The sequence below is a fragment of the Novosphingobium sp. genome (assembly GCF_036803765.1).
Taxonomy (GTDB): Bacteria; Pseudomonadota; Alphaproteobacteria; order Sphingomonadales; family Sphingomonadaceae; genus Novosphingobium.
This window is the reverse complement of the sequence record NZ_DAIRTS010000008.1, coordinates 104,807-121,540: the sequence shown is the minus strand read 5'-3', so window position 1 is coordinate 121,540 and position 16,734 is coordinate 104,807. Positions and strand designations below refer to the sequence as shown.

Annotated in this window: 12 protein-coding genes and 1 pseudogene; 5 read left to right on the top strand and 8 right to left on the bottom strand. The window is 68.9% G+C overall.

What is annotated here, in order from left to right; genetic code table 11:
* Positions 1-107 precede the first annotated feature (107 nt).
* The 3 genes from V7Q48_RS07525 to V7Q48_RS07515 all read right to left on the bottom strand — a co-directional run bounded on the left by V7Q48_RS07525 (position 108) and on the right by V7Q48_RS07515 (position 3,254).
* The gene (locus V7Q48_RS07525; RefSeq protein WP_333837258.1) at positions 108-467 is read right to left on the bottom strand and encodes a hypothetical protein; all 360 of its coding nucleotides are present in this window, start codon (positions 465-467) and stop codon (positions 108-110) included.
* Positions 468-569: 102 nt separating this feature from the next.
* Entirely contained in the window at positions 570-2,447 is a 1,878-nt protein-coding gene (locus V7Q48_RS07520; RefSeq protein ID WP_333837257.1) for an ABC-F family ATP-binding cassette domain-containing protein, read from the bottom strand.
* 27 nt (positions 2,448-2,474) lie between these two features.
* The gene (locus V7Q48_RS07515) at positions 2,475-3,254 is read right to left on the bottom strand and encodes an SDR family oxidoreductase (RefSeq protein ID WP_333837255.1); all 780 of its coding nucleotides are present in this window, start codon (positions 3,252-3,254) and stop codon (positions 2,475-2,477) included.
* Between the two features lie 204 nt (positions 3,255-3,458).
* On the opposite strand from V7Q48_RS07515, the gene V7Q48_RS07510 reads away from it, so the two are divergent.
* The 4 genes from V7Q48_RS07510 (at position 3,459) to mdoH (ending at position 9,349) form a co-directional block, all read left to right on the top strand.
* Complete coding sequence (locus V7Q48_RS07510) at positions 3,459-4,601, top strand: hypothetical protein (RefSeq protein WP_333837254.1); 1,143 nt, start codon at positions 3,459-3,461, stop codon at positions 4,599-4,601.
* The gene (locus V7Q48_RS07505) at positions 4,598-5,836 is read left to right on the top strand and encodes an efflux RND transporter periplasmic adaptor subunit (RefSeq protein WP_333837253.1); all 1,239 of its coding nucleotides are present in this window, start codon (positions 4,598-4,600) and stop codon (positions 5,834-5,836) included. Before V7Q48_RS07510 ends, V7Q48_RS07505 begins: the two co-directional genes overlap by 4 nt.
* 76 nt (positions 5,837-5,912) lie before the next feature.
* A complete protein-coding gene (locus V7Q48_RS07500) occupies positions 5,913-7,508 on the top strand; it encodes a glucan biosynthesis protein (protein ID WP_333837251.1) in 1,596 nt (531 codons plus the stop codon).
* A gap of 5 nt (positions 7,509-7,513) precedes the next feature.
* Complete coding sequence (gene mdoH, locus V7Q48_RS07495; RefSeq protein ID WP_333837364.1) at positions 7,514-9,349, top strand: glucans biosynthesis glucosyltransferase MdoH; 1,836 nt, start codon at positions 7,514-7,516, stop codon at positions 9,347-9,349.
* Here the strand turns inward: mdoH and V7Q48_RS07490 are convergent.
* Together V7Q48_RS07490 and V7Q48_RS07485 are read right to left on the bottom strand one after the other, a co-directional pair.
* Positions 9,346-9,849, bottom strand: a complete 504-nt coding sequence (locus tag V7Q48_RS07490) for a hypothetical protein (protein ID WP_333837249.1) — start codon at positions 9,847-9,849, stop codon at positions 9,346-9,348. The genes mdoH and V7Q48_RS07490 overlap by 4 nt on opposite strands.
* Before the next feature lie 215 nt (positions 9,850-10,064).
* Positions 10,065-10,151 (bottom strand): annotated as a pseudogene (locus tag V7Q48_RS07485) (RNA polymerase sigma factor SigJ); the annotation flags it as partial.
* 161 nt (positions 10,152-10,312) lie between these two features.
* On the opposite strand from V7Q48_RS07485, the gene V7Q48_RS07480 reads away from it, so the two are divergent.
* Positions 10,313-10,879 carry a carboxymuconolactone decarboxylase family protein gene (locus tag V7Q48_RS07480; protein WP_333837248.1) on the top strand — a complete coding sequence of 189 codons (567 nt, stop codon included), beginning with the start codon at positions 10,313-10,315 and terminating at the stop codon, positions 10,877-10,879.
* Between the two features lie 308 nt (positions 10,880-11,187).
* Here the strand turns inward: V7Q48_RS07480 and V7Q48_RS07475 are convergent, their stop codons facing one another.
* From V7Q48_RS07475 to V7Q48_RS07465, 3 genes are all read right to left on the bottom strand, one after another.
* Positions 11,188-12,693, bottom strand: coding sequence for a hypothetical protein (locus tag V7Q48_RS07475; RefSeq protein WP_333837247.1), 1,506 nt, complete (start codon positions 12,691-12,693; stop codon positions 11,188-11,190).
* Positions 12,694-12,910: 217 nt separating this feature from the next.
* Entirely contained in the window at positions 12,911-13,948 is a 1,038-nt protein-coding gene (locus V7Q48_RS07470) for a glycosyltransferase (RefSeq protein WP_333837362.1), read from the bottom strand.
* Positions 13,949-14,207: 259 nt separating this feature from the next.
* Positions 14,208-16,403: a GumC family protein gene (locus V7Q48_RS07465; RefSeq protein WP_333837246.1), complete on the bottom strand. Its 2,196-nt coding sequence runs from the start codon at positions 16,401-16,403 to the stop codon at positions 14,208-14,210.
* Between the last annotated feature and the right edge of the window lie 331 nt (positions 16,404-16,734).

Here is a 16,734-nt window from a genome sequence, read left to right as displayed (position 1 = left end):
ATTGGGGTCCCGCTGGTCAATCGCCATATTGCCCGAAAGTTCCGCCACGTTTGAAGCATTTAGCGTCACTCCCGTTGCCGCGCGGGGCCGTGGGGAGGGCGGCCGGATCAGGGCGCGGTGCAGCCCCCCGGCGGCTGGAACACGACATCGCCCACCACTACGCCGGATTGGCGCGAGAGGGTCACGAACATGAACTTGTGCCGGGTGAAGGTGATCGCGCGATAGCCGGCTATCCTGGTTGCCGTATCGTCGAGCAGGACCGCGCCATTGTCGCGCGCTTCGCGCAGGTAGAATTCGGCAATGGCTTCAAGCGTGTCGCGGGCCCTGAAGCGGTAGCGCACGAAACACTCCCGCCGATGGGTTTGGGCATCGACGGTCATCGTAGGCTCTGGCCCGGCGAGTACGACCGCCGACGGCGCGGGTGCGCCCCAGGCGATGGAGGCTGAGGCCAGAGCGATGGCAGCCACGGGAATCATGTCACGCCCTTTCGTGACGCAAAGGGCTTATGTAATTGACGTAAGGTAGGAATCCCAAGCTGAAAAACACGCGGCCGGGTCGCTGCGCTTGCCTCAGGCCTCCATGGCTTCGCTCAGCGCGAGCCAGTCGGCTTCGAGCTTGTCCACCTCGCGCGCCAGTTCCTCGCGCAGCTTGCCCATCGCGCAGATCGCCATGCCGGCAAAGGGCTTGGGCGCGCGGGCCGGATCGGCGAGCGCGGCATCGAGATCGGCGAGGCGGGCGGTGACCTTGGCCAGCTCCTTTTCCGCCTTGGCGACGCGCTTGCCCAGTTCGCGGCGTTCCTGCCACGCGGCCTGCGTCGCTACCTTGTCCTGCACCGGCTTGCTACCAGTGGCCGCGCCCTTGGCTGGGGTATCGGCCTTGGGCTGGTTGCGGCCAAGCACGAAGTCGATGTAGTCCTCCATGCTGCCATCATAGGGCTGCGCGACGCCGCCATCGACCAGCACCAGCCGGTCGGCGGTCAGCTCGACCATGTGGCGGTCGTGGCTGATGAGAATGACTGCGCCCTCGTAGGAATTGAGCGCCTGGACCAGTGCCTCGCGCGCGTCGACGTCGAGGTGGTTGGTCGGCTCGTCGAGGATCAGCAGGTGCGGGGCATCGCGCGTCACCAGCGCGAGGGCCAAGCGCGCACGCTCGCCGCCCGACAGTTGCGAGACGGCGGTGGTCGCCTTGTTGCCCGAGAAGCCGAAACGCCCGAGCTGCGCGCGCACGGCGGCGGGGGTCTTGCCCTCCATCGCGCGGGTCATGTGCAGCAGCGGCGTGTCGCTGCCAGCCAGTTCCTCGACCTGGTACTGCGTGAAATAGCCGATCGCCAGCTTGCCCGAGGTGTTCATGCTGCCGTCCATCGCCTCCAGCTGGCCGGCCAGCAGCCGCGCCAGCGTGGTTTTGCCGTTGCCGTTGCGGCCCAGCAGGGCGATGCGATCGTCCGGGTCGATGCGCAGGTTGAGGCGCTTGAGGATCGGCTGGCCCGGGGCATAGCCGACCGAGGCCTGGTCCAGCGTGATGAGCGGCGGGCGCAGTTCAGCCGGGTTGGGGAAGTCGAACGAGAGGCTGGGATCGTCGAGCATCGCCACTACGGGCTGCATACGGGCCAGCATCTTGGCCCGGCTCTGCGCCTGCTTGGCGGTGGAGGCGCGGGCGCTGTTGCGGCGCACATAATCCTCCAGCTTGGCGCGCTGGGCATCCTGCGCGGCCTTGGCGGCGGCGGCCTGTGCCGCGCGCTCGGCCCGCTGCCGCTCGAAGCTGTCGTAGCCGCCCGCGTAGAGCGTGATCTTGCCGCCCTGCAGGTGCAGGATGGTGTCGACCACGTTGTTGAGCAGGTCGCGCTCGTGGCTGATGACCACCAGCGTGCCGGGATAGCTGCGCAGGAAATTCTCCAGCCACAGCGTCGCTTCGAGGTCGAGGTGGTTCGACGGTTCGTCGAGCAGCAGCAGGTCGGGCTGCGAGAACAGGAGCGAGGCGAGGGCGACGCGCATCTTCCACCCGCCCGAGAAACTGTCGAGCGGCTGCGCCTGCATCGCCTCGTCAAAGCCCAGCCCGATGAGGATGCGCGCGGCGCGGGCCGGGGCGGTATAGGCGTCGATCGCGATCAGCCGCTCGTGGACGTCGCCCAGCCGGTCGGGATCGGTGCAGGTCTCCGATTCCGCGAGCAGCGCGGCGCGCTCGGTATCGGCGGCGAGCACGGTTTCGAACGGCGTGGCGGTACCGGCGGGGGCTTCCTGCGCGATATAGCCCATGCGCGTGCGGCGCGGCATCTCGACGCTGCCCTCGTCGGGATCGATCTCGCCGATCAGCACCTTCATCAGCGTGGACTTGCCCGCGCCGTTGCGGCCGATCAGACCCACGCGCGACCCCGTCGGCAAGGTGGCCGAAGCACGGTCGATGATGGTGCGGCCGCCCAGGCGCACGGTGATACCGGAGATCGTCAGCATGGCGGTGCGCCTAAAGCACCGCGCCGATCAGAACAACCCTGCGTAGGCGCCGCCATCGAGCGTCAGGTTCTGGCCCGAAATGAAGCCGGCCTGCGCCGAGCAAAGATAAGCGCAGGCATCGCCGAATTCGGACGGCTGGCCGATCCGCCCGGCGGGGCCGCGGGCGCCGATCCCGGCATAGGCTTGCTCGCGGGTCAGACCGCGATCAGCCATCATCTGTTCGGCAAGGCTCGCCAGCCGGTCGGTGTCGAACGGGCCGGGCAGGAGATTGTTGACCGTGACGTTGTCGGCCACGCAATCGAACTGCAGCACCTTGGCCATCGCCATCAGCCCCGCGCGGGCCGAGACCGAGAGGCCCATGTTGGCAGTGGGCATGCGCACCTGCGCCGAGGTGATGTTGACGATGCGGCCGAACTTGCGCGCCCGCATCGTGCCGATCACCGCCTGGATCAGCGCCAGCGGCGCGAGCATGTTGCCCTCGAGCGCGGCCAGGAAGTCGTCCTGCGTCAGGCTGTCGAAGTGGCCAGGGCGCGGGCCGTGGTTGTTGTTGACGAGGATGTCGGGGTCCGGGCAGGCGGCGAGCAGCGCGGCGCGGCCCTCGGCACTGCCGACGTCGGCGGCAACGCTGGTGACCCGTGCGCCGGTCTGCTCCTCGATCCGGGCGGCAGCGTCATCGAGACGCGCGGCGTCGCGGCCGTTGATCCACACCTGCGCCCCCTCGCGCGCCAAGGCCGTGGCACACGCCAGCCCCAGCCCGCGCGAGGATGCACAGACGATCGCCTTGCGGCCCTTGATGCCCAGATCCATTGGTCTTTTCCCCAAAAAACGGATGCGCGACACGCCGCGCGACGCCCGTTTGTTTATCGTCGCGATCACAGGGAACAAGTGCCTGCCTGTGCGGTTCAACGGTGGGGCAGACAGGGTTGAAGCGCGCCGCGCAGACGGCCGGCCATGTGCGTCCCTATGAGCCCTTCAATTGCCAGACGGTGATATTTTGCTAAGCGCTCGCCCGTGTCCGGTGCTGTCCTTCCCATGATGCGCGCGCGCATCCCCGTCCTTGCGTTTGCGCTGGCCTGCGGTGGCTGTGCCGCCGCGCCGGTCGTTCCGCCCGACCTTTCGGTAACCAACCCCGCGGTGGAAGATGCCCCGCAGGAGGGGGCGACCTGGTGGGCGCGGGCCGGCGACCCGGTGCTCGCACGGCTGGTCCGCGAAGGGCTGGCCCACGATACTGCGCTGGCTTGCGACGCGATTTCCCTGGCCGAGGCGGACAAGCGCGATGCCGCGCGGGCCAAGCGCCTGTCGATGCGCCGCCTCTTCGCACCCAAGCGAGCTGCGGGCGAGGCGACGATTGCGCCCGTTCACTATGCCCATGCGGCCTTGGCCAATCGCCGCGCTGGCGCGATCGCCGAGGCCTATATCGCGGCGCGGCTGGCGCAGGCGCGGCTGGCGATGCGCCGCGAGGCCGTGGCCCCCTGGCAGGACAATGCCGAGATTGCGCGGTTTCGCCGCGAAGCGGGGCTGGTCTCCGCGATCGACGGCAGCCTTGCCGGCGTGATGGTCGATCTCGACGCTGATGCCGTCACCGCGGCCGAGACTGCGTTCGCGCAGGCAAGCGCCCGGCTGGCCACCGAGACCGGCCTTGGCGACGACACGATCGCGGCCGCGCTGGCCGAGCCGCCGACGCTGCCTGCATCGCTTGCCCTGCCCGACGCGCCCGCACCGCGCCCGGTGGGCGTGCTGGCCCGCCGGCAGGAGCAGGCTGCCGCGCTCGCCCGGCAGGGAACGACCGAAGACGCCGCACGCGCCGCGCTGGCGAGTGCCACGGCGATGAGCGCGCAGGACATCGACAGCGCCACCCGTGCCGTCGAGGCCGCGCGGGCACTGGCCGATACCGCGACGCGCACACTGGCGCAGGCCGAGCGCGCGGCCCGCGATGCCCGCGCCGGTTATCGTGCTGGAACCGAGCTTTTCGCCACGCTCTACGTCGCCGAGGCCGCCGCCGAGGCGGCGCGCGAGGCTGCGGCGCAGGCGCAGGCCGGGCTCGCCCGCGCGCAAGTGCAGGCCTGGACCGCACAGGGGCTGGGCTGGCGTGCCGAAGACCTCACGCCCAAGGCGCCCGAAATCGCCCCCGCCACCTGCTCGGGGCGCCCGTGACCGAACGCGATCTCGACGCTTTCCTTGGCGCCACGCCGCGCCGGCGCATGGCGCGATGGGCAACGGCCGCGCTGCTGCTGGCGGCGGCGGCAGCGGCCTTGTGGTTGCTGGTGCGCTTCGTCGACGGGCCGGAAATGCCCTATTACAGCGCCCCGCTCGAACGGGGCAGTCTGACGCCCGCGCTGAGCGCGCAAGGGACGATCCACGCCGCCGACGAAGTGACCTTGCGTGCCGAGCAGGACGGCGTCGTGCGCTCGCTGCTGGGCCCGGGCGACGGCGTGGTGCGCGCGGGGCAACCGATCGCGGTGTTCGATACCACACCGCTCGAGGCCGCGCTGGCCAGTGCCGAAGCGGCGGGGGCGGCGGCGGACGGGGCCGTGGCTGCGGCGCAGGTCAATGCCGATGCCGCGCGGGCCAAGCTCGATCGCTACGAAGGGGTCTGGCGCCGCTCGCAGGGCCGGGTGCCGGCGGTCAACGAGATGGAGGCCGCGCGCACCGCGCTCGCGCAGGCGACAGCGGCGGTGGCCCAGGCCGATGCCGCGCGGGCCCTGGCGCGCCAGCGCGCCGCCGAGGCCCGCGAACGCTTGGCCGGCGCCACCGTGAGGGCGCCGTTCGACGGCATTGTCGTGTCGCGCGCCGTGGCGCCGGGCCAACTGGTGAGGCCGGGCACGCCCCTGGTCACGCTTGCTTCCGGTCTCGATCGGCTGATCATTCGCGTGCCGCTGCGCGGCGAGGACGCGCAACGCATCGCCGCCAATGCGCGCGCGCGTGTCCTGCTGGCCGCCAGCACCGACAAGGTTCGCGCCGCCCGCCTTGTGCGGATCGAGCCGGCCAGCGACGCACCGGGCACGGACCGCGTCGCGCTGTTCGCGCTCGATGTCGCGCCGTCCGCTGCCGAGGGCAAAGCAGAGGTTGGGGCAGGCGAAGTCGTGCTGCGCCCGGGAATGGCCGCCAATGTCGAGATCGACCTGCCCGCCTGCGCCGGGGTGCTGCTCGTCCCCAATGCCGCGCTTGGTTTCACCCCCGAAGGCGTGCGGCCGCGGACCGGCGTGATCTATATCCTCGATGGCGACAACGAACCGCGCCAGGTTGCCGTGGCGACCGGCGCCAGCGACGGCAAGCGCACCGAGATCCTCGCCGCCGCGCTCGAACCGGGCGCCGAGGTCATCATCGGGCGTCGCACGCCCGGCGAAATCGTGCGCCCCGGTGCGCCGCGCGGACCAGCCGTCAAGTGAGGATATCCATCGCGCAAGCTTCGTTTGCCGGAACGGGCGCCGAAACCCGGAAGGGGGCGCCCGCGTTGGGCACAGCATGACCGATACCGTTCCGCCCCCCGCCGACCGTCCCGTCGCCGCCCTTGCCGCTACCTATACGCGGCGGACATTCTCCGCCCTGGCCCTCGCGTTCGCCGCCGCTGCGGCAGGTTCGCGCCGGCTCGAGGCGGCCGCGGCCGGCGCGCTGCCTGCCGATCTGGCGGCCGACTTCGGACCGCCCCGGCCGTTTTCCTTCGAAAGCCTCGTGGCACGGGCACAGGCCGCCGCACGCAAGCCCTTCGCGCCGCGCCAGGTTTCGCGGGTCGCCGCCGCCAGTTTCGACGATCACGCGCGCATCACTTATGGCGCGGCGCAGAGCCTGCCCGGCCATATCCGTCTGTTTCCGACGCGCGTGGAAACGGCGCCCTTCGCGGTCGGCATCAACGTCGTCGCCAATGGACAGGCACGCGCGCTGATCGGCAGCAAGGGCCTGTTCGGGACCGACCGCCCCGCCGAGGCCGCGGGTTTTCGCGTGCTTTACCCCGATGGCCACGCCGATTGGCTGGCGTTCTTGGGCGCCTCCTATTTCCGCGCGGCGGGGGACAAGAACCAGTTCGGCCTCTCGGCGCGGGGCATCGCGATCGACACGGGCACTATGCCCGGTGCCGAGGAATTTCCCGAGTTCACCGAGTTCTGGATCGAGGACAAGGGAGACACCGCATCGGGCGCGGACGCCGGCGCGCATATCGTCATCCATGCGCTGCTCGAGGGGCCGTCGCTGACCGGCGTCTATGCCTTCGACACCCGCCAGACGGCGAAGGGGACGGTGCAGGACGTCAAGGCGACGCTGTTCCTGCGCAAGGACATAGCCCGCCTCGGCATCGCGCCGATGACCAGTATGTTCTGCTTCGACGAGGCGACGACGATCGACCGGCGGGACTGGCGCCCCGAAGTCCATGATTCCGACGGCCTCGCGATCTGGATGGCCGATGGCGAGCGGATCTGGCGTCCGCTGGAGAACCCGCCCGAGCCGCGCACCAATGCCTTTCGCGCCGAAAACGTGCGCGCCTTCGGACTGATGCAGCGCGACCAGCGCTTCGAATCCTATCAGGACGACCTCAACTTTTATGATCGCCGCCCCTCGCTCTGGGTCGAGCCGCAGGGCGAATGGGGCGCAGGCGCTGTCATGCTCTACGCCTTCCCGACGATTTCGGAGACGGTCGACAATATCGCCGCCTTCTGGGTCGCGGACAAGCCGGCGCGCGCGGGTGACCGCATCGATTGTGCCTGGCGCCTGACCTGGACCTCGCGCGACCTGGCGGCCAATGCCAACGCGCGCTGCGTGAAGATTTTCGTCGGCCCCGGCGGGGTGCCGGGCGGCGATCCGATCAAGGGCGCGACGCGCTACGTCTTCGATTTCGAGGGCGATGCGCTGGCCGGGCTCGACCGCGGCAGCGGAGTCAGTGCCGAGGTCGACCTTGATCCCAAGGTCGTGCTGCATAAGGCGGTGGGTCCGATTGCCGGGCGCGACCGCCAATGGCGCGTGACGCTGGATATCCGGACCGACGGCCTCGCGGCGCGCGATTTTCGCCTGTTCCTGCGGCGCAGTGGCGGTGCGCTGAGTGAAACCGTGATCAAGTCGGTCCGCCCGTGAGCACGATGGCGCCCGTCCCGGCCGCGCTGCCGGCCGAAGCGCCGCTCGCCATGCCGGTGCAGCGGCTGTTCGGCAATGCCCCGGCGCGGCGCGAACTGTCGACGCGCCCGCATGGTCTGCTGGTCAAACGCCTGCTGCTGATCACGCTGACCGCGGTGCTGGGGCTGGCGGCGTCGAGCGAAGTGCGGGTGGCGTTCTCGCGTGACGGGCTCGACCCGTTCGACATCGCGATGCTGCTGTTCTTCGTGCCCTTGTTCAGCTGGGTCGCCTTCGGCTTCGTCAGCTCGACCATCGGCTTCATTCAGCTGATGAGCGGCGCGCATCCGGGCTTCGTGCCGGTGCCATCGCCCGCGGCCACGCTCACGCGGCGCACGGCCGTGCTGATGCCGGTCTATAACGAAGACGTGGAGGCGACCTTTGCGCGGGTGGAGGCCATGGCCTTCTCGATCGCGCGGGCAGGCGGCGCGGCCTGGGTCGATTTCTTCGTGCTCAGCGATTCCAGTGCGCTGCATGGCAAGCGCGAGGAAGCCGCATGGGCCGAGCTTGCCCCCCGCGCGCCGATTGCGGTCTATTATCGCCGCCGCGAGCAGAACACCGCGCGCAAGCCCGGCAACGTCGCCGAATGGGTGCAGCGCTTCGGCGGCGCCTACGACACGATGCTCGTGCTCGACGCCGACAGCGTAATGACCGGCGCGGCAATCGTCGGCCTGGCCTCGATCATGGAGGCGCGGCCATCGATCGGCCTGCTCCAGACCGTGCCGATGATCACCAACGCGCGGACGCTGTTCCAGCGCTGGATGCAGTTCGCCAGCGAGGCTTACGGGCCGATCAGCTCGGCAGGGTTGCTGTGGTGGTCGGGCACCGAAGCCAATTTCTGGGGCCATAACGCGATTGTGCGCACCCGCGCTTTCGCGGAAAGCTGCGGGCTTCCCGAACTGCCCGGCAAGCCGCCGTTCGGCGGGCACATCCTCAGCCACGACATGCTCGAATCCGCGCTGCTGCGCCGGCGCGGGTGGGCGGTGCACATGGTGATGATCGGGGGCAGCTATGAGGAATATCCCCCGACGATCGTCGACCACGCGCTTCGAGACCGGCGCTGGATGCAGGGCAATCTCCAGCACTTGCGCCTGCTGGGCGCCGCCGGCCTGGCGACGACCAGCCGCCTGCACCTGCTGATCGGCGCGTCGGCTTACCTGACCTCGCCGGGCTGGCTGCTGCTGCTGCTGACCACGATTGCGCAGGTGGGTGCGGGTGCGGATCGCAACGCCCTGATCGCTGTGCCGCCGGGCGTACTGGCGCTGACCGTCCTTTTGCTGTTCGGGCCCAAGCTCATGGGTCTGATCTGGATCCTGGCCGATCGTACACGGTGCATGGCGTTCGGTGGCCCGTGGCGGGCGCTGGGCTCGGTGCTGTCCGAACTCGTGCTCTCGACCCTGTTCGCACCGGTGTCGATGGTGCTGCAGATCAAGTCGCTCGTCGGTCTCCTGCTCGGCATCCCTTCGCACTGGAACGTCCAGAACCGTGACGCGCAGGCGATTCCGGTTCGCGTGATCCTGCCTTCGATGCGCGATCACCTGCTGCTCGGGATGGTCTTCGCTGCGACGTTCTGGCTCGATACGATGACCGCGCTGTGGCTGCTCCCGCTCACACTCGGCTTGCTGGGCGCGCCCTGGCTCATCAGCCTTACCTCGCGCGAGGATCTTGGCGACGCGGCTGCACGGCGGGGCCTGTTCCGCGTTCCCGCAAGGACCATGCGCGTCGGCCGTGCCGAAATTCCCGATCCGGCAGCGGATGCGGTGGATACGCCAGCGCACGACGCCACGGTGCGTGCAGGGGGCTAGTCCGTACAGGCGCTGGCTGCGATGTGGGCGAGCTTGTCGGGATTTCGGACGATATAGATCGCGCTGATTCTGCCCTCATGGATGTCCAGCGCCGTCGTCTGGAGGATATCGCCGCGGTCCATGCTGATGTAGCCGGGCAGGCCATCGATCATCACGGTGCGCAAGAGCGTGGGTGGGGTCGCGAATTTGCGGCGCAGCCCGGCGAAGAGGCGCAGCGCGCGGTCGATACCGCGCACGATGTTGCGGAATGCGAGGACCTTGCCCCCGCCATCGGCATGGATCTCGACGTCATGCGCCAGCATCTGCGACAGGCGCACCGTGTCGCCATCGCGTGCGGCCGCGAAGAAAGCGCGTGCGATGCGGTCGGCCTCAACCGCATCGACCACGAACCGCGGCTTGGTCCCCCGCACGTGCTTGCGCGCACGCGAGGCGAGCTGTCGCACCGCCGCGGGTTGCCGGCCCAGTGCGCTGGCGACCTCCGGCAGGGCCACGTCGAACACGTCATGCAGGATGAACGCGGCTCGCTCGAGGGGGACAAACGCTCCAACGCCAGCATCAGAGTGACGGTGATGTCTTCGCCAGCCGCTTCGTCAGGTTCGGTCGATCCCACCAGTGGATCGGGTAGCCAGGGACCGACATAGGTCTCGCGTCGCACGCGCGCCGACTTGCGAACGTCGAGGCACAGCCGCGTGACGATCCGGGTGAGGTAGGCGGCGGGCACGTCGACCCCGACCTCAACGCGCTCCCAGCGCAGCCATGCCTCCTGTACCACATCCTCGGCTTCGCTGATCGAACCGAGCATCCGATAAGCCAGGCGCAGCAGACGGCTGCGCTCTGCCTGGAAATCGGCGATGCGCTGAGCGCTTGCTCCAATGGTTTCAACCGGGTCTGTCCCGATGCAGCTCTCACGCACAGAAGTCTCCCGTGTGGACATGCCCTTGAGACGATCGTGCATGCCGCAGCGTGACATCGACCGGGCGGCGCGCGCAATTTTTTCCGGATGTCACACCGCGTCTGCCGACATCGTCAAGTCCCCGAGCGCCGTTGAGGGCGCTTCAGACAAGGGACATCGACATGAACGAGATCAAGCGGTTGGTGTGGCATGACGTGGCGCCGGACGGTGCGAAAGTGCTGTATGGCATTCACCGATACCTGACCACGGCCACGAACCTGCCGGAAGAAATGCTGCACCTCGTGTTCCTGCGCGTCTCGCAGATCAATGGATGCGCTCATTGCATCGACCTGCATACGCGGGATCTTCTCAAGACGATGGCGCCCGACAAGGTGACGCTCGTGCCGGTCTGGGCCGAAGTACCCCATCTATTTTCGGACCAGTACCGCGCGGCCCTGGCCTGGGCCGAGGAAGTCACCCTGCTTAGCGAAACGCACGCATCGGACAGCGCCTATGCGGCCGTGGCGGCGGTGTTCGATCCGAAGGACCTCGTCGACCTGACCATCAGCATCGCCGCGATGAATGCCTTCAACCGCCTGGGCGCGCCGTTCCGGCTGCCGGTCAAGGCGCGGCCCTGAATGCCGGATGGGCCCGTCGATGAGGGCGGCGGGCCTGTCGGTAGCGAATCTTGCGGTCGTGGTGTGATGTGATGGGAGCGCGGACAGGAAGCTGAGCCGTTCGGGACGGCGCGACGGTGTTGTAACAAGTCAGCTGGACCCCGGATCAGGTCCGGGGTGACGAGGGAAAACGACATTCTTATGTTCTGTCACCCCGGACTTGATCCGGGGTCCAGCTTGCCGCCTGGAACAGCGCCCCGTCGGGATGCTTTCCATCCGTCCCCGAGTCCTTCCCGCCGGCATACACCGCACACCCACCGCCCGCGCCGTCATTCCGCCGCCAGCGAGAACGCCGGCTCCGGCAGCGTGCTGTGCAGCACCATCGTGGGCGACAATTGCAGGGGCGGCAGGCGGCGGACCGGCCCTCGCCAAGGCGCAACGTGGGGTACGATCGGGCGCAGGGCCAGCGCGGCACCGGTGAGGATCGCGAAATCGGTGCCGGGGTCGCAGGTCGGCGACGACAGTGACGAGACGATCACGTCGACCAGCGCGGCCCAGGCACAGGCCGCGCCCGTGGACAAGGCGGCGTCGGGCGAGGGGGCGTAGGTCGACATGCGGCTCGGCTTGAAAGCCCGGATCATGTGCACCGTCATGGCGGCGGCGCCGACCACGCCGGTGCATCCCAGGATCGCGGTCGACAGGCTGGAGGAGCGGAAGCTGCCCGGCCCGATGCCGAGGCCATAGCTGCGCACGAAGGCATTCCATCCCTGCCAGGCCCAGAAACTGCGTTGCTCACCCGAGACCGACTGGCCCTTGTCCACTGTCATGTGACGCACCAGGGCGCCGGCCTGTTCGACCCAGGCGGGATGGGCAATCATCAGGGCGCACAGCAACACGGTGAGTGCCAGCGCGGCGCCCAGCAGAATGATCGCGCGATCGGCGGGCAACGCGCCGGGAAACAGGACGCTGCGGCCTATGAACAGCGCCATGTACAGGGCCAGGCCCACATAGGCCGTCGTTGCCGTGCTGCACAGCAGGGCGGCCGCGAGCGCGAAGGCTGCCGGCCCTGTCCAGCGCCCATCGACACGGCGCAGCCAGCATTCGAAGAGGAAGACGAACCAGTTGAGGCCGAACCATGCGAAGCCCGAGGCCTCGGGCCACAAGCCTGCCATGCGCACGAAACCGCGATAGCTGTGATCGAGCTGCGCGTAGGAGCCGTTGCGGAACAGCGCGAGTACCGTGTCGACCGCCGTGCCCTTGCCTATTACGGAGGCGAAGCCGACCAATGCATGCGCCATCCCGACCAGCGCCATCGTGCGCACCAGGATACGGCGCCCATGCTCGCGCGCGCAGACGACATGTGCGGCCATGGCTACCAGCAAGGTCCCGACCAGATAGACGGAGGTCGTGACGTTCTGCGTGGTGAAGGTGAGCGGCCGTGTGGCGTAGATGTAGGCGCGCATCGAGACATAGCGGGCCTCCACCTTGCCCCGCATCGGCGTCACGTCGATGTGCCCGGCGAAAAGACGGGGGCCGATATAGGCCAGCGCCGCACCATAGAAGATGAATATGGCGAGCCAGAGGTTCGCCCGCGCCGCGCGCCCGACGGCGGCCGCCTCGCCGGCACCGGGCGCGATTAGGCGTAGCGCCAGGAAGACGAGGGCAAACTGCACGGGAGGGACAGACGATCCGCCGAGCAAGGGGAGCTGGATGGCGGCCGATCCGCCCAGCAGCGCCGAGACCAGCAGGAAGGCGAACATGGCCTCGATCGATCCACCAAGGAACAGGGCCAGCCCGACGAGGACCTGGATCGCACCGATGAAGGTCAGCAGCATGGCAAGCTCCGATGAGGCTGCGCAGCGAGAGGGTGAGGTGATGTGCAGCCGACAAAGTTGTCGGGTCGGCGCCGAGCGCGGCGGAGCCGACAGGACACCGCATGCCCGCTGATTGCAACGCACGCCCCGTTCCGACCCACCGACAAATCTGCTGCGGTCCGGCTCGGAGCCGCAGATGCTTCGCTGACCGCTACAGCTGGCGGGCCGGCGCGGCCGATCACCGGAGGGCTTCCAGAATACCGCGATCAAAGTGCTGTGGGGCGAATTTCTGCGCCTGCGCGATCGCGTCCTGAGGGTTGAAGTCCGGCAACCATGCCTCCATGGCGCGAATGCCGTCGGTGAGCGATGCGACGGTCTGTTCGGCGAAGAACAGGCCCGATACACCCGAGGCAACGCTGTCCAGTGCGCCGCCGCCGGCATAGGCGAGTACGGGCCGGCCCGAGGCCATGACCTCCACCGGCACGATGCCGAAGTCCTCTTCGGCCGGGAACACCAGCGCGCGGCACTGGGCATAGGCGCGGCGCAAGGCATCGAAGTCAAGCCGGGACAGGATCGTGATCGTCGGCCCGGCACGGCGGCGCATCGCCTCCGCCAGCGGGCCATCCCCCACCATGACCAGCGGCAGGCCGAGGGCATTGAAGGCGTCGATCGCCAGGTCCGGGCGCTTGTACGGCACCATCTGCCCGACCCACAGCCAGGCTGGTCCGACCGCCGGGGCAGGGCGGAAGCGATCGACCTCTACCGGGGGGGGCACCACCTCGGCATCGCGCCGCCAGGCCTTGGCGATGCGGCGTTGGACGAAGTGCGAGTTGGCGACGATGCGGTCGACACGCGCCGCCGATTGCATGTCCCATGCGCGCAGGCGGTGGCACAACAGCGGCATCATTGCGCGGCTCAGGGTGCCGGCTGCGGCGCGATAGTCGTGGTAATGGTCCCACAGGTAGCGCATCGGCGAGTGGACATAGCTGAGATGCAGGGCGTCGGGTGCGGTGATGACGCCCTTGGCGGGGCCGCTCTCACTGCTGATGACCAGGTCGTAGCCGCGCAGGTCGAGCTGTTCGAGCGCCATGGGCATCAGCGGCAGGTAGCTTTGATAATGCCGGCGCGCGCCGGGAAGGGCGTTGATGAAGCTCGTCGTCACACGGCGCGCGCGGATGACGGGTGACACCGCGGCGGGATCGTAGACATGCGTGAAGATGTCCGCGTCGGGGAACAGGTGCAGCAGGCGCTCCAGCACGCGCTCCCCGCCGCGCATGGTCACCAGCCAATAATGCACGATGGCAACGCGGCGGAAGGCCTGGCGGGGGTCCGTGGGGGACGTCAGCCCGGCAAGCGTCCGCCCCGCAGGCAACGGCGCAGGTTCTGGCGCGATCAGCGTGGTCTCGTTGGCCGAGCCGGCTGCCCAGGCCGTGCGCAGAGGGGGCGGGGCCGCATGGAGCGGGGCCGAACGAAGAAGAGACTGCGCAGCCGTTGCATCCGCAACGCCGGCCAGACGCAGGTGAGGCGGGCGGCGCTCAGGCATAATAGCTCTCGTAGCTGCGGTAGAAGGCGCTGCCGCCGTAATCGAACCGTGGCTGCTTGCGCATGTCGACCCGGGTTAGTGCCACCCCGGCCAGTTGCACCCGGTCGATCGGCAGCAACCGAAGCGCCGAGCGCAATGCCGCCTCGGGCGTCCGCCGCCAGCGAACCACGAAGACCGAAGCGTCCGCCTTGCCCAGCAGCAGGCGCGCATCGGCGATCGGCAGGATCGGTGCGGTGTCGATGATCACCGCGTGGAAGCATTCGCGCGCGAGCGCCAGCAGCCGATCCATTTCCTCGCCAGTGACCAGTTCGGCACGGTCGCCGGCCTCGGACGAGAGCGGCAGGATCGACAGACCGGTTGCCGGGTCGACCACCAGCGTCTCGTCGAGAGTTGCCGCGCCATGCAGCACTTCCATGAGGCCCGGGCGACCATCCGCGCCGCGCAGGAAGCGGCTGACACCCTGGCGTCGCAAGTCGCCGTCTATCAGCAGGATGCGGTCCCCCGCCGCCGCCATCGACCGGGCGAGGCAAATCGCCGTCGTCGTCTTGCCCTCGTCGGGCAGGGCCGAAGTGATCGCGATGATCCGCGCGTCGGTGGTGTTCATCGCGATCGAGGCGCGCAGCGAGCGGAAGCTCTCGGCGAAGGCCGAGCGCGGATCCTCGAGCAAGGCGCTGGCCGGGACGCGTTCGCCCTTGCGCGAGGCCGATTGCAGCGCCGGAATGGCGCAGAGATAGCGCACCCCGATCCGCTCCTCGATGTCGTCGCCGGTGGTGAGGCCGGTGAAGGTCATCTCGGCGATGAAGGCTGCGCCGGTCCCCAGGCCGATGCCGAGCGCCAGCGCCAGGATACCGTTGATGAGGACGTGGGGGCTGTTGGGCAGGCGCGGCACGGCGGCGCGATGCAACAGGTCTGCGTCGGCGCGTTCGGTCCCTTCGCGCGCGGTCAGTTCCTTGTAGCGGTTGAGATAGCTTTCGTAGAGCGCATTGGACGTCTCGGCCCGCTTTTCAAGGTCGTTCAGGCCCGCCATCGCCGCGTTGCTTTGCACCAGCGCCCCGCGCGAGAGATCGAGCGATCCCGAGAGCGAGGCCATGCGCTGCGCCGACACGCGCGCCTTGGCGTCGAGGCTGGCAAGGACGCGTTGCGTTTCAGCGGCGATCTGCCGGTTCAAGGCATCGAGCTGCGCTTTGGCGCGGACGACATCGGGATGTTGCGGGCCGTAGCGCGCGGACAGTGCACCGAATTCGCCCGAGAGCACCGCCTGCTGCGCGCGCATCTGGCCGATCACCGGCGAGAGAGCAGCCTCTCCGACCCCGCCGACGCCGTTGCCCGCCAACTGGCGCCGTGCCGCCGCTAGGCGGGCGGCATCCTCGCTCGATTGCGCGCGCGCGGCGGTGACCTGCTGATTGTAGGCGGAGATTTCCTGTTCGGTGAGCGTGCCCTGCGCGGTGCCGAGCAGGTTGTGCGCGCTGCGATAGCGTTGGACGGCGGCGCTGTCGGCCAGGGCCTGCGTGCGCAACTGCTCCATCCGCGTGGCGATCGCGGCGGTGGTGCCGTGCGCCCCGGCGCGCTTGGCCTGCAGAGCGCCGAGCGTATATTGCTCGGCAAAGGCGTTGGCGATGCGCGCAGCCTCCTGCGGGTCGCGGCTTTCGAAGCTGATGGCGATGCCGTAAGTCGTGCCGATCCGCTGCACGGTGATGTGGTTCTGCAGATAGGTGATCGCCGCCTCGCGCGGGGACAGCGCGTTGTGCCCATCGGCGCGAATGCCGCCGGCCAGCTTCGGATCGGCAAAGCGCGGCTGGTGCGCGAGGCTGAGGGCATCGACCACTGCGGCAGTGTTGGCCTCCGACGTGATGATCGAGACCTGCGTGTCGACGAAGCTTTCGCTGGGGATCGCGGGTTGCACGGCGCGATCGTTGCTCGATGTCGGGGTGACGTCTTCCGGCTTGGCGTTGAGGGTCACCTCGGCCCGCGCGAGATAGGTCCGCGGCTGGAGGGCGGTGACGATCATGCCGATGACCAGCGCCGCCAGCACGATGCTGACGAACAGGCCGAGCCGCCTGCGGAATATGGCGACGAGGCGGCGCAGGTCGATCCGGTCGGTCGCCGCAGCGGTGCTGCCATGAGCCTCGGACGGCACGGTCGCGATCATGCCCCCCGGCGAGCGATAGATGTCTACTGCAGTGTTCACACTTGCCCCCTTCGGCCCCAAGCGGTGACGGATGGCCGGGCGCACGCCTCTCGACGGCCACGCCCTGCCGGATGCCTGCAGACTGTGGCCGTTCGCCCCGCCACGGAAGGCGAAGCATATCCGCTGCGGAGCAATAGCAAGCCCCGCCGCGACGGAGCCTCGGCAGGCTTGGCACACCCGTCGCCAAACCGCTCAAAAGCCTTGTCCGAAGCGGTGGCAGCGGCCTGTGGTGTGATCCGCAAAGCCCCGTAGTCCATGGCAGTATTGCGTAGCGCTTTTGCGGATGCGGCGGCGGCGATAGCGGGGCGGCGAGTCCCGCAATGCCCGTGTT

Excerpts from the sequence above, each read along its gene's own strand:
- V7Q48_RS07520 (WP_333837257.1), bottom strand. The coding sequence starts at position 2,447 with ATGCTGACGATCTCCGGTATCACCGTGCGCCTGGGCGGCCGCACCATC.
- V7Q48_RS07515 (WP_333837255.1), bottom strand. The coding sequence starts at position 3,254 with ATGGATCTGGGCATCAAGGGCCGCAAGGCGATCGTCTGTGCATCCTCG.
- V7Q48_RS07500 (WP_333837251.1), top strand. The coding sequence starts at position 5,913 with ATGACCGATACCGTTCCGCCCCCCGCCGACCGTCCCGTCGCCGCCCTT.
- mdoH (WP_333837364.1), top strand. The coding sequence starts at position 7,514 with ATGGCGCCCGTCCCGGCCGCGCTGCCGGCCGAAGCGCCGCTCGCCATG.
- V7Q48_RS07475 (WP_333837247.1), bottom strand. The coding sequence starts at position 12,693 with ATGCTGCTGACCTTCATCGGTGCGATCCAGGTCCTCGTCGGGCTGGCC.
- V7Q48_RS07470 (WP_333837362.1), bottom strand. The coding sequence starts at position 13,948 with ATGCGCGGCGGGGAGCGCGTGCTGGAGCGCCTGCTGCACCTGTTCCCC.